Genomic DNA, 12,948 nt, shown 5'->3' with positions numbered 1-12,948 from the left:
TCGCAATTGGCTAAATCGGTGATTGATCTGTTAGCTCAGTTGCGAGCTAATCCCAAACTCATTACTGCTTTCTTTCGCAAGAAGGAGGTAGGTTTCTTTACAGACTAATTCACGCATCAATAAACATTGAACACTGTTTCGAGTCCGTAATGTAGGGTAGACACTATTACACTCTTATTTTCAATGTGATTTTGGTTCTGCTACAAGTGTTTAAGGAGTAAACTCAACAATATGACGTATGAAATCCTTTCTTCTTTCGGTTGACCTGCTGGGCGCCTGCATGACGGGCGTTTTGGCCCAAAGCCGGGTATCGATCGCGCCCGCTTACTGGCTTAACGCAACTAAGACTAGCTATCAGGTTGATGTGCTTAACCCCAACGGGTCGAGAACGCTGATTCCGGCGGATATCCGTAGTACAGTTTCGTCGGTTGGGTTAACGGCGCGGTATCATGTCACGCCGAAATGGGATGTGTCGGTCGGGGCGTTGTATTACCGGAATACGGCTCGGACAGCGAATTGGCAAGGGCCTGGTGAACCCATTTCCTTTACTAGCGAGGGATGGCAGCTGCCCGTTCTGGTGAATTACCGGCTAACGGCTCGACGGCTATCGCCCTATTTTTCGGCGGGTGTCGTGTTCGCCAAAAGCAAAGCGTTTACAGACGATCACCTCTGGACGGAAGGCGTAGTTGGCGCGGGGGCCAATTACCGATTCATGTCGCGCCTGTGCTACTGATTCAGCCTACGGCGTCGTATTCTTTCTACAAACCGGCTGTTAACCCCACCTCGCAAACGCTGAATTACAAAGCGTACAGCATCGGCGCGCAGACGCAACTGGTCTGGCATTTGTAAGGCCTGAAGCGCGGCAGGTACGTTGTCGGGCAGCTACGGCACTACGCTGTTGAGCTCTTAACGGGGCGAAATTTGTTGTATACTTGTATCATAGCATAGAGACCAATGAAGACCTTACTCGTCAGCGATAATGATTTAGCCAAAGCCCTCAAGCTGCTGGGCGAGCATGGTATAGACGCTCAGGTAGAGACGCAAATTCCATTTCTGCGTACTGGTAACGCCAGCCCTACTGAAACCCCTGCTTCATTTGGCGGAATATGGGCGAAGGATGAGCGTACAATGGAGTCTATTCGCAAGGCAGCATGGCCCAAAAGAAGATAGTTCTCTGTGATTCAAACGTCTTGTTTGAGTACTTCCGGGGTACGCCCGTCATGTTACAGGAACTTGACGAACTCGGTTTCTCCCGGCTGGCTCTCAGCGTGATTTCAGAAGCGGAGATGTATGTTGGCATGAAGCGAACAGAGCGGCGGAAGACAACAGAGACCATTAACAAGTTCAATATCATTGGTCTGGACGCAGAAATCTCCCGCACCCTTCTTCGGTTAACCTGGGAACACCATACCAAACGCCCAGGCATTGCTGATATGCTAATTGCCGCAACGGCGCTGGCCTACCCTGTTGAGTTGTTCACCTTCAATAAGAAGGATTTCGACTTCATTGAAGGCATTACATTCTACCGGCCCAAGTACCAGCATCAATTCGGCCCGAAGCAAGAGTAGCTATCAGATGATAGGGCAGCGGTTATCGTCCTATTTTTCGGCGAGTATCGTGTTGTCCCAAAGCAAAACGTTTACAGCCGATCACCTCTGGACAGAAGGCGTAGTTGGCGTGGGGCTAAACTATCGCTTCAATTCGCGCCTGTCGCTGCTGGTTCAGCCTACGGCGTCCTATTCCTTTTACAAATCAGCCAGTAACCCCGCCTCGCAAACCTTGACTTCTAAAGCACACAGCGTCGGCGCACAGACGCAATTGATCTGGCACTTGTGAGGCTACACAACGGTGGCATGGCAGGTACGTTGCCGGGTTTAGTCATTCGGGTAGCGGCGGACTAACACAACTCGTTTGCTAACTTGCTGATAATCCTACGCGATCATGATCTACTTTACGCAATTAATTTACGTCAACGAGGGGCAGGAGGCGGTGTTCCATGAGTTTGAGGACGTAGCCATTCCACTCATCGCCAGGTATAACGGGCAGCTTCTGTTACGGGTACGTCCTGCCGACGATGCGTTCATTGACGAGCAGTTGATGGAAAAGCCGTACGAAATTCATTTTGTGAGCTTCGAGACAGAGCAGGACTTCAGGGCCTTTTCACAAGATGAAAGCCGCAAACAGTTTTTGCACCTGAAAGAACAGTCGGTTCGGGCGGCCATCCTGATTCAGGGCGTGCGGTTGTAGTAGAACTTCCTGCTAACTGCCCCACAGCTACCCGCAGGTACGTGCCCACCAATCAGCAACGTACCTGCGGGTAGCCGTGGGCTAGCCTGTCAAGCATTCCGACCAGATCCCTCTGATTCGACTACAACAACCATAGATTCGGTTACAGTTGGTTGTCCGCAGCGGTGGACCTTTGTCAAAAATCAACGACGATGAACCTTGTAGTAACCGGCTCGCTGGGCCATATCAGCAAACCGCTGGCCAACGCGCTAACGCAGAACGGTCATACCGTTACGGTCATCAGCAGCAATCCCGATAAGCAGGCAGCCATAGCCGCGCTGGGTGCTACCGCCGCTATCGGCTCATTAGACGACGTCGATTTCCTGACAGCTACATTCACCGGGGCTGATGCCGTTTATGCCATGGTGCCGCCCAATTTCAAGGTCCCTGACTTGCGGGCCTATTACGGACACATCGGGCGTACCTATGTGCAGGCCATCGAGCAGGCGGGTGTGAAGCGAGTGGTTTCCCTGAGCAGCTACGGCGCTGACCTGGCTGAAGGCACGGGCGGTATCCTGGGCGCGCATGACATGGAGGGCCTGCTGAACAAGTTGCCCAACGTGGCAGTAACGCACCTGCGCCCGGCGTATTTCTATTACAATCTGTTCAACCAGGTAAGCCTGATTAAGGGCATGGGTATCATGGGGGCTAATTATGGAGGCGATAATAAGCTGATTATGGTGGACCCCGTTGATATTGCTGCTGTCGCCGCGGATGAGCTCACCACCGCGACAACAGACCAGTCTGTCCGTTACATCGCCAGCGACGATCGCACCTGTACCGAGATTGCGCACGTATTTGGCAAGGCCATCGGTAAGCCAGAATTAGCCTGGGTCACGTTTACCGACGAGCAGGCGCGGAGCGGCATGGAGGCCAATGGGGTACCTGCCAGTATCGCCGCCGATCTGGTCGATCTGGGAGCCAGCATCCACGCTGGCCTGATGCGGCGAGATTATGACCTGCATCAGTCGGTCCCAACAGGCAGCGTGAAGCTGGAGGATTTCGCCAGGGAATTTGCGGCAGTATATAACGGATAACCAACGGGCTACGCCCATACACAACCCAACAAACAATAGATACAATGCTTCTTATAACCGGCGCAACGGGCCAGCTTGGTTCGACCGTTATCGAGTTTTTACACAAAAAACTCCCCCCCACTCAACTAGCCGCCTTTGTTCGCGATGAGCAGAAAGCCAGCCATCTGGCTGAACGTGGTGTGTCTGTACGGCTGGGTACGTATGATGACCCTACGTCGCTCGATAGGGCCATGCAGGGTATCGATACGGTGCTGCTGATCGCTGGCACCGATGAAGACAATCGGCTCAGGCAACACCAGCACGTGGTCGACGCGGCCAAAAAGGCGGGCGTTCAACGAATTGCCTACACCAGCCGCGCACTGAAAGACAGACGGACGCTGGCCAATCAGTTGATGGAAGGCCATTTTCAGACGGAAGAGTACATCAAAGCAAGCGGGCTCGGCTACACGCTGTTCCGCAACATCCTCTACCTGGATACCATTCCGCTGTTTGTCGGGCCAGCGGTGTTCGATACGGGTATCAGGTTACCAGCCGGTCAGGGGCGGGTTTCGTTCGCCCTCCGGAGCGAGATGGGTGAAGCCATGGCCAATGCCCTGCTCGAGCCTGGTACGGGTAATACAAGCTACGAACTCACTGGTAACGCATCTTATTCCTTCGGCGACGTAGCGGCCACACTGACCAACTTATCAGGCAGAGACGTGCGTTACACCGATACACCGGCAGCAACGTTTGCTGAGCAGATGAAGCAACGGGGGGTGCCCGAATTCAGGGTTCAGCGGATGATCGGGTTTATGACTGATATTAAAAACGGCCAGGAAGACGCCATAAGTCCTGATCTGGAAAACTTGCTCGGGCGAAAACCAGCATCACTCACTGAAGGATTGAAGGAGTTATTTAAGCTGTAGATGTTTCGCGCTGTAGTGTTGCTTCGCGCTACAGCGCGAAGCAACCACATAACAAACTACTAAACACATGAAAAACAGCCAACCGCTTCGCTTAAAAACGATATCCGACTATCATACGAGCAGGCACTTACCAAAGCCCGAGCATCCGTTGGTTAGCGTGATCAACTTTGAATCGATCAAAGGATTTTCATGTGAGAAAGCCACCAGTATCGTTCAGGATTTTTATTCCATCGCGCTGAAACGGAATTTCAACGGCAAGATGAAATACGGTCAGCAGGCCTACGATTTCGACGAAGGCGTACTTTTTTTCGTATCGCCCGGTCAGGTTTTCACCATCGAGGCACAGGCCGATTTGCAGCATACAGGCTGGCTATTGCTGGTTCATCCCGACTTTCTATGGCACACTCCGCTCGCCAAAAAGATAAAACAGTATGATTTCTTCAGTTATGCCGTACACGAAGCGCTGCACCTGTCGGAGAAAGAAGAAACCATGCTGACGAGCCTGATGCAGAGCATTTCGCAGGAATACCACTCGCCGATCGACACCTTCAGCCAGGATGTGATCATTGCCCAGCTCGAGCTGTTGCTGACCTATGCCGACCGCTTTTACCACCGGCAGTTCATCACCCGGAAAATCACCAATTATCAACTCCTCGATCGGCTGGAAATGATTCTGGAGGCTTATTTCAACAGCAATGATCTGGCGAAACGAGGCTTACCTACGGTTCAATACATTGCCGATGCGTTGAACGTGTCGCCCAATTACCTGAGCGCCCTGCTGAAAATTCTGACGGGCCAGAGTACGCAACAGCACATACATGCTAAGCTGATCGAGAAAGCCAAAGAACGGCTATCGACCACTGATCTGACCGTGACGGAGATTGCCTACGAACTGGGCTTTGAGCATTCTCAATCGTTCAGCAAACTGTTTAAAAGCAAAACCAAGCATTCGCCGCTGGAATTCAGGCAGTCGTTTAACTGATCGGCCCTACATAATGCACCGGCTTCGTAATTTAGCGTTATGTCTCTCTACATACGCACGCTCACTACACTTGCCTTTGCCCTTCTTGCCATTGGTTTCATGCAGGCGCAATCGAAGCCTAAACTCGCCGTTACGCCCCTGACCGATCGGGTGTATGTACACGTGACGTATGGCGAATACCAGAAAGACTTTGTCCCCTCGAATGGCCTCATCATCCGGACAGACGACGGCGTGGTACTGGTCGATACAGGCTGGGATACAAGAGAGAACACCGATAATACGCGGCAACTACTGCAATGGGTAGCCGACAGCCTGCATCAGCCCGTGCGGTTGTGTATTGTCACGCACGCTCACGGCGACCGCGTAGGGGGCACTGGCGAGCTGCAAAAAGCAGGCGTTCGGGTCGTCGGTAGTCCGCGAACAGCTCAGCTGGCGATGAAGGATGGGTACGTGCCGCCCGAAGGCATTTTACCGGCCGACACCACCTTCACCATTGGCAACGTACCTATTCGTTGCTATTTCCCCGGCGAAGGCCATACCAGCGACAACATCGTGGTCTGGCTCCCTACCCAGCAGGTTCTGCACGGCGGTTGTTTCGTGAAGAGTGTCGCCGCGTTCGGAATGGGCTTCGTAGGCGATGCGAACCTGAACGAGTGGGCAACCTCTATGCGTCGGGTTATGGCCCGGTTTGGAACCGCCCACATTGTAGTGCCTGGCCACGAAGAATGGGGCGACACCCGATCACTGGAACACACACTACAGCTGCTGGAAAAATATAAGGCATCTAAACGTTGAACACAGGTTCTATACCTGGAAGCAGGTACGTTTCAAGCAGCCTGTCAGTCGTTCTGACAGGCTGCTTGACTTAAGGTTTGTAGTTGATTAGCAGCCCGATAGGCTGTTTAGGTCATGAGGGGTGGCCTCGACCCAACGACCGGGCCACCCCTCAATAGCTTTATTCAATGGAAGAACTCTTCGCCTATTTGCGCCAATTTGGGTCTTTATCTCCACCACAGCGGGAGTTAATCAGGGCGAAGGTCAAACTCAGGAGCATTGCCAAAGGCGCCTACTTTGCCGAAGCCGGCAAAGTCTCTACGCAGATAGGCTACGTGACAGACGGAATTTTCAGGGTCTGCTACTACGATAAACTCGGCGACAGCTTTACCCGGTACTTTGTCTATGAGAACCGATTCGTCATTGACATGAACAGTTTTCGCGATGAAATTCCATCAGCCGAGTACATTGAAGCGATCACCGATTGTCAACTTTTAGTGTTTTCCAAAGACGACTTCACCCACCTCGCCGCCCTCATTCCCGGCTGGCACGATATATTCGTCAAAATCACCTCTTACGTTTTAGAAAATAAGTTGAAGTTTACCAGTAACATGCTGGTGCAGGACGCCCAGAAAAGATACCTGAATTTTCTTGACCATTACCCGGGGCTGGCCAATCGTGTGCCGCTCAGTATGCTGGCTTCTTATCTGGGCATCACGCCATCCTCATTGAGCCGGATCCGAAAAAATATACCCTAGGTGTACTTCTTGCCAATTGGCAATTGTAGTTACAGCGGCACCACTCAATTTTGCCTCATCATCAAAAAACAGACCGATGGAATTTACGGATCTTTTAAGGCAGATTGAGTTCATAAAGGAAGTGGATAAACTCAAGTACATTCTTCGTAAGACTAAGCTGTTGAACAGTGATCGTAACGAGAATGATGCCGAGCACAGCTGGCATCTATCCTTGATGGCCATCGTTTTAGCCGGGCATGCAAATTTTCCGGTTGATTTGCTCAAGGTTGTCAAGATGCTTCTGATCCATGATATTGTTGAAATAGATGCCGGTGACACCTTTATTTACGATACGCAAAAAAGCCACGACAACACAGAAGAAGAACGAAAAGCGGCCAAGCGCATTTTCGGGTTATTGCCTGATTATCAATTCGATGAATTGATGGCTATATGGGAAGAGTTTGAAGACCATCAAACAAACGAGGCCAAGTTTGCCCGGGCCATGGACCGGCTGGAACCCTTATTACAGAATACCTCGAACAAGGGTGGCACCTGGAATGAATTCGGCATAACCTATGAAAAAGTGTACGCTAAAAAGCAGGTTATCCAACAGGGGTCCGATCTAGTCTGGCAATACGCAGAGAGACTACTCAATGACAGCGTTGAGAAAGGAATCTTAAAAAAGGAGGGCAGCCGTTGAGCCAACCAAGGCCATGAGGAGCGTGAACATGATCATTATCAGCCAGTTACCTGAAGGATCATTTTACCGTTTATATTCAGCAGAAAAAGTGATTTCTTTACGACTCATTCCTCAAATGCTTACCTAAAAACAATGGGCAAATTCGTGATCACCAAACGCGCCAACGGCGAATTCCAATTCAATCTGAAAGCCGGAAATGGACAAACCATTCTCAGCAGTGAAGGCTATTCGGCCAAATCGGGCTGCGAAAACGGCATCGAGTCAGTACGGAAAAATTCGCAGGAGGATGACCGGTTCGAGCGGAAAACATCGGCGAGTGGCAAGCCGTATTTCTCCCTGAAAGCGGGCAATGGTCAGCTCATCGGCAGCAGCGAAATGTACGAAAGTGCATCGGCCCGTGATAACGGTATTGAGTCGGTGAAAGCAAACGCACCCGACGCTACGGTTGACGATCAAACGGCCTAGGCCAGTCATACACCTGGCCCTTGTATCATCAGTTTTGTAAAAAGCCTTGTTGTATACGGGGCAACACCTGAGAACCAGGCAATATATTCTACAGTTTTTGTAGAATACTTCTACACTTACCTGCTTGAAAAGGCCCCTGACGGCCCAAAATTGGCATTGGCACCAATTTTGGGCCGTTTTCTTATGAAAATCTCAACGTTATGAAAAAGAAGGTGTGGGTAGTAGGTGCCCTATTGGCGGCCATTACCAGTTTATCATCCTGCGCCACCGTAGAAGGGTGGCTTTATAAAGACTCTAATTCTGTCAATCGGGCTCCTGCTTCAGCCCGTCGTTCAGACCGGGACAACGACCGCAGGCGTGATGATGATCGTAACGGCCTTTTCTCGCGCAACGATCGATATACCGACCGCGACAGCCGTGACGATGATCGTGATGACGATACTAAAGCGCGGAGAGGTCTTTTCTCGCGCCGTGACGATGACCGTAATCAGGACGACGACCGCACAACGAGCCGCGAACGCTCAGGGTCATACAACAACCGATACCGGTCTGACTCGAACAGCAGCAACCGCTGGAACGCTGATTCGTACAATAACCGATATCGGTCTGATTCGGATCGGAACGATTCCGATGCCCGGTATAGCCGTGATGATGACCGTTCGTTGAACGACCGATATAGCCGGGACAGTGATCGGTACAGTGCCGACTCGTACAATGATCGGAACAGCCGCGCTGACTCTGACCGGGACAGCCGGAATTCCTACAGTTCGGATCGGTATTCTTCTGACATGACTAATCGTTCATACCGGAATGATGATCGGTATGATAACCGTACTGCGAACAACGACCGGTACAGCAACCGGGATTCGAACGGCAATACCTACGACAACCGCAACTCGTACCTTGATCGAAATGATAACCGGAACTCATACGATGACCGGAACATGTCGAGGAATGACACGAATCCAAGCTCACAGGGCAATGACCGGTATAATACTGACCGGATGAACAACGACAGCCGGATGGGATCAAACCAGCCAAACGGCTATGATTCATACAATAGCCGGTCGAACAATAACGGTGATAGCTATGGTACTTATTCGCGAAACCAGCAGGGCCAGCGTTCGGATAACCGAAATACGAACGGATCGGGTAACGATTCGTCGATGATGGACAATCAGAATCGGAACAATGCCGATCGGTCCTATTCGCAGACGGACCGGTCGGCTAACCAGAATGATCCGACCCGTAACCAGGATACAGGCAATGGTCAGCGCGGCGATGTGAATGTAAATGGCCGTGCCGGAACAAACGACCGCTTTACTAATGATCGTCAGGATCTAGTTGATCAGATCGACGAAGAAATTGCGAAGATCGACAAGCAGATGGACGGTCTGAAAGGCGATGGAGCCAACGAAAACCGGTCGGCCCGAAAAGCGCGTGAAGATGCCCAGAAAAATCTTCAGGATAAACGTCGCCAGCTGACAGACCAGGTTTATAAAGTGCAGCATACGTCAGAGAGCGACTTCCGCCAGGTACGTCGTGAAACCAACCGGCTTGTTGACGACGCCGATGACGCGCTAGACAAGCTGATGAAAAAGACGTCTGACAAGAATTAGTGAGAGCGATTTGAGGCGTAAGCGGTGTTGACCTTCCGGTTAGCACCGCTTTTTTGTGCGTAGCCATACGGCAACAATGTATCTCTTTGCGACCTTTGCCATTGGCGGCCTCAGCAACGTACCTGAGCAGCAACTCACTGGCAAACGATATGGCTCTAATTCGACCTGTGCGGGGTATTTCGCCCCAATTTGATGATTCCTGCTGGTTTGCAGAAAACGCCACGATTGTTGGTGAGGTCACGATGGGTCGCGACTGTACGGTCTGGTTCAACGCTGTAGTCCGCGGCGACGTGAACCGAATTTCTCTGGGTGACCGCTGCAACGTGCAGGACGGCGCCGTCATTCACTGTACGTACCAGAAAACGGCCACCACTATAGGCAACTACGTATCCATTGCGCACAATGCTGTCGTTCACGGCTGTACCATCGACGATCAGGTCCTGGTTGGTATGGGCGCGATCATCATGGACGGCGCTGTCATCGGTACGGGCTCGATCATTGCAGCCGGAGCCATTGTTACCCAGAACACAATTGTGCCGCCGGGTAGCATTTACGCTGGCAACCCCGCCCGCCTGCTCAAAGCCGTATCGCCCGAACAGGCAGAGGTGTTTATGCGCACCGCCAACAACTACGTCATGTACGCCGGTTGGTTCAGGTAATTTATGGGGGGGGAGATGCGGGTTGCTTATGCTAGCGTTTCCAGCCCTGCGCCCGAATTTGAGTTTGCTGACCCGCTTTAGTCGCCAGCACAATTTGGTCGGGGGTGTTTGTCATATAGCCCACGGCGGTGATCCGGCTGTGATGCTGTAGCTTTTCGAATTCCTGTGGCTTCACCGTAAACAGCAGTTCATAATCTTCCCCGCCATTCAGCGCCGCCGTGATCGGACTGATCTTAAACTCCTCGGCCGCCAGGTACGTCTGATCATCGACCGGAATATTTTCGTCGAAGATGACGGCCCCTGTGCCCGACTGCGTGCAGAGGTGTAGAAGTTCTGAGGCCAGCCCATCCGAAATGTCGATCATGGCGGTAGGAATCACATCAAGGTCGCGCAGCTCATGGATAATATCAGTGCGACCATCGGGCCGTAGTTGTCGCTGAATCAGGTAGGCCCGCTCTTCCGATAGCGACGGTTGCATATCGGGGTTGGCCAGGTATTCCTGCTTCTCGCGTTCCAGCAGTTGCAGCCCCAGGTAGGCCGCTCCCAGATCGCCCGTCACGCAGATCACATCGTTAGGCTGTGCCGTGTTGCGGTAGGTAATGCGGTCTTTGGCCACATGCCCCAGCACCGATACCGAAATGACCAGTCCCGAGCGTGACGAACTGGTGTCGCCCCCTACAAGATCAACGTTGTAGGCTTCGCAGGCGGCCCGAATACCCGCATACAGCTCGTCAACCGCTTCAACCGTAAACCGGCTGCTCAGGCCCAGCCCTACGGTGATCTGCGTTGGTAAGCCGTTCATCGCCGCAATATCCGACACGTTTACGGCCACGGCTTTGAAACCCAGGTGTCGGAGCGGCATATAGGTCAGATCAAAATGAATGCCTTCCAGCAGCATATCGGTCGAGAGCAGGCCAAATTCCGAATCAGAGAGGACGAAGACGGCAGCATCGTCGCCAATGCCCCGAACAGTGCCGGGTTGCACAGCGGCAGGGGTTTCTTTCTGAATGCGATCGATCAAACCGAGTTCGCCAAGTGTATCAAGTGTAGTCATCACAAAAAAGCCGTTCCAGTTTAACGGAACGGCTTCGGTATTGAATAAGTTGCGAACGCTTACCCCTTCTTCAGGTTGTAAACGTTTGTTGTGTTACCTGTTTTAGGATCGGGCGTCGTGCGGGTTAGCGTCACGGTGCCATCGGCCAGGTTGGTGATATTGAACGTGATTGTGTTCCCACCTGTCAATGGGCCTGCCGAACTAGTCAGGCCACTCAGTACAATTTGACTATCCCCCACTAACGCATACGTACCGGTAAACACTGTACCATCTACAGCCGTGTAGGTAACGGCTGGCGGACTCGATAGGTTAAGCCGGAACTGCGAGTATCCGGGTTTCGTATTCGATGTACCACCCGCCGTGTAAACGGTAGTGCTACCCTCGGCCACCGACGCAGCTACGTAGTTATTTTTTATCCGATCAGCAACCGGTACAGCAGGTGCCGGGCTTTTACAACCAGTAAGGATATAGAAAATCGCACTAAGAGCAAGTAGGAGTGTGTATTGGGTCTTTTTCATAAGCCTTTTTTGCATCTGACTCGAATGTTAAAGGTACATGTATAATTGATAAATAGAGAATGCAGGTTCCTGTTATTTTTGTGCGAGTGACTTAACGGCTTTTTCTGTGACACCCACTGCTGACTTACCCTCCTATTCGCGAGCCCAGCTGGCACTTCGGAACGGCAATGACCGCGACGAAATCTGGTGCGCTTACCAGGGCCTGATCTACGATGTAGGTACGTCGCGCCTCTGGCGAAATGGTAAACATTACGAACACTGGGCGGGTCAGGACCTCACCGACGAACTGGCCGACGCTCCCCACACTGAACTCGTTTTTCAACGGTTTAAGGCAGTAGGAACGCTAACCAACTAATGCATGACCTCCACCTTGATCGCTGATAGTGGCTCGACCAAAACCGCCTGGCGGCTTGTACAACCAAACCAGCCGGTTATATCCATTCAAACTGATGGACTCAACCCTTATTTTCAGGATGAAGGCCAGCTCCGGTCAACACTACAGGCACAACTGCTTCCGCAATTACCGGTCCTGACCACACCCGTTACCGTTTATTTCTACGGAACGGGCTGCACCGGACCAGACAGCAATAATCGTATTACCAGGGCCATTCAAACAACGTTGCAGCCAGCGGCAACTATTCATGTAGCCAGTGATATGTTGGGGGCGGCCCGGAGTGCGGCCCACACCCAACCCGGTATTGTCTGCATTCTCGGAACGGGATCAAATACCTGCTTCTTCGACGGACAACAGATTACGACCCCCAGTTATTCGCTTGGCTTCTGGCTGGGCGACGAAGGCAGTGGCGGCAATTTGGGTAAACGGCTGGTTACCGCCTTCCTTCATGGCCACTTACCAGATGAACTACACAAAGACTTTGCCAGTCAGTACGGCCTGGACAGGCTGACGGTGTTGGATCACGCCTACAACAAACCCTATCCCAACCGATACTTTGCCCGTTTTGCCCCCTTTCTGTCAGCCCACCGCCACACAAACTTTGTGCGTGATTTAGTACGGTCAGCTTTCACTGATTTTTTGCAGCTGTATGTGCATCGAATGCCTGATTACGCCCAGTATCCTATTCACTTTGTCGGATCAATAGGCTATCATTTTGCCGACTGGCTAACCGACTTGCTAACCGAGCAACACCTACAGGCGGGCCGGTTCGTGCAGGCCCCTATCGATGGCCTGCTGGCTTATCATAGGTAACAGCC

The 12,948-nt window shown here is 51.9% G+C and carries 17 protein-coding genes; 15 read left to right on the top strand and 2 right to left on the bottom strand.

The annotated features are described in order from the left end of the window. Nucleotides 1-238: 238 nt before the first annotated feature. From ACAW75_RS25605 to ACAW75_RS25545, 13 genes are all read left to right on the top strand, one after another. Entirely contained in the window at nt 239-733 is a 495-nt protein-coding gene (locus ACAW75_RS25605; protein ID WP_370731636.1) for an outer membrane beta-barrel protein, read from the top strand. A gap of 221 nt (nt 734-954) precedes the next feature. Next, the gene (locus tag ACAW75_RS25600) at nt 955-1,170 is read left to right on the top strand and encodes a hypothetical protein (protein ID WP_370731637.1); all 216 of its coding nucleotides are present in this window, start codon (nt 955-957) and stop codon (nt 1,168-1,170) included. Beyond that, nucleotides 1,152-1,568: a type II toxin-antitoxin system VapC family toxin gene (locus tag ACAW75_RS25595; RefSeq protein ID WP_370731635.1), complete on the top strand. Its 417-nt coding sequence runs from the start codon at nt 1,152-1,154 to the stop codon at nt 1,566-1,568. Before ACAW75_RS25600 ends, ACAW75_RS25595 begins: the two co-directional genes overlap by 19 nt. A 373-nt stretch (nt 1,569-1,941) precedes the next feature. Beyond that, nucleotides 1,942-2,247 (top strand): DUF1330 domain-containing protein, encoded by a 306-nt coding sequence (locus ACAW75_RS25590; protein WP_370731634.1) that lies wholly within the window; start codon nt 1,942-1,944, stop codon nt 2,245-2,247. Nucleotides 2,248-2,438: 191 nt separating this feature from the next. After that, nucleotides 2,439-3,323, top strand: a complete 885-nt coding sequence (locus ACAW75_RS25585) for an NmrA family NAD(P)-binding protein (RefSeq protein WP_370731633.1) — start codon at nt 2,439-2,441, stop codon at nt 3,321-3,323. Nucleotides 3,324-3,367: 44 nt separating this feature from the next. Further along, nucleotides 3,368-4,228: an SDR family oxidoreductase gene (locus tag ACAW75_RS25580; protein ID WP_370731632.1), complete on the top strand. Its 861-nt coding sequence runs from the start codon at nt 3,368-3,370 to the stop codon at nt 4,226-4,228. A gap of 67 nt (nt 4,229-4,295) precedes the next feature. Continuing rightward, nucleotides 4,296-5,210: a helix-turn-helix domain-containing protein gene (locus tag ACAW75_RS25575; RefSeq protein WP_370731631.1), complete on the top strand. Its 915-nt coding sequence runs from the start codon at nt 4,296-4,298 to the stop codon at nt 5,208-5,210. A gap of 39 nt (nt 5,211-5,249) precedes the next feature. Then, nucleotides 5,250-6,005, top strand: coding sequence for a subclass B1 metallo-beta-lactamase (gene bla, locus ACAW75_RS25570; protein ID WP_370731630.1), 756 nt, complete (start codon nt 5,250-5,252; stop codon nt 6,003-6,005). Nucleotides 6,006-6,172: 167 nt separating this feature from the next. Beyond that, entirely contained in the window at nt 6,173-6,742 is a 570-nt protein-coding gene (locus ACAW75_RS25565; RefSeq protein ID WP_370731629.1) for a Crp/Fnr family transcriptional regulator, read from the top strand. Nucleotides 6,743-6,818: 76 nt separating this feature from the next. Continuing rightward, nucleotides 6,819-7,421: an HD domain-containing protein gene (locus tag ACAW75_RS25560; protein ID WP_370731628.1), complete on the top strand. Its 603-nt coding sequence runs from the start codon at nt 6,819-6,821 to the stop codon at nt 7,419-7,421. Nucleotides 7,422-7,553: 132 nt separating this feature from the next. Further along, a complete protein-coding gene (locus ACAW75_RS25555; protein WP_370731627.1) occupies nt 7,554-7,886 on the top strand; it encodes a YegP family protein in 333 nt (110 codons plus the stop codon). A gap of 200 nt (nt 7,887-8,086) precedes the next feature. Then, nucleotides 8,087-9,505, top strand: coding sequence for a hypothetical protein (locus ACAW75_RS25550; protein ID WP_370731626.1), 1,419 nt, complete (start codon nt 8,087-8,089; stop codon nt 9,503-9,505). Between the two features lie 149 nt (nt 9,506-9,654). Continuing rightward, the gene (locus ACAW75_RS25545) at nt 9,655-10,164 is read left to right on the top strand and encodes a gamma carbonic anhydrase family protein (protein WP_370731625.1); all 510 of its coding nucleotides are present in this window, start codon (nt 9,655-9,657) and stop codon (nt 10,162-10,164) included. Between the two features lie 31 nt (nt 10,165-10,195). Here the strand turns inward: ACAW75_RS25545 and thiL are convergent, their stop codons facing one another. Next, nucleotides 10,196-11,218: a thiamine-phosphate kinase gene (thiL, locus tag ACAW75_RS25540; protein ID WP_370731624.1), complete on the bottom strand. Its 1,023-nt coding sequence runs from the start codon at nt 11,216-11,218 to the stop codon at nt 10,196-10,198. A gap of 59 nt (nt 11,219-11,277) precedes the next feature. Continuing rightward, complete coding sequence (locus ACAW75_RS25535) at nt 11,278-11,736, bottom strand: hypothetical protein (RefSeq protein WP_370731623.1); 459 nt, start codon at nt 11,734-11,736, stop codon at nt 11,278-11,280. 106 nt (nt 11,737-11,842) lie between these two features. Between ACAW75_RS25535 and ACAW75_RS25530 the strand changes: the two genes are divergently transcribed. Further along, the gene (locus ACAW75_RS25530) at nt 11,843-12,091 is read left to right on the top strand and encodes a cytochrome b5 domain-containing protein (protein WP_370731622.1); all 249 of its coding nucleotides are present in this window, start codon (nt 11,843-11,845) and stop codon (nt 12,089-12,091) included. Nucleotides 12,092-12,094: 3 nt separating this feature from the next. Further along, a complete protein-coding gene (locus ACAW75_RS25525; protein ID WP_370731621.1) occupies nt 12,095-12,943 on the top strand; it encodes an N-acetylglucosamine kinase in 849 nt (282 codons plus the stop codon). Nucleotides 12,944-12,948 lie beyond the last annotated feature (5 nt).

Source organism: Fibrella arboris, assembly GCF_041321095.1.
Classification (GTDB): Bacteria; Bacteroidota; Bacteroidia; order Cytophagales; family Spirosomataceae; genus Fibrella; species Fibrella arboris.
This window is presented reverse-complemented; position numbering and strand designations above follow the sequence as displayed.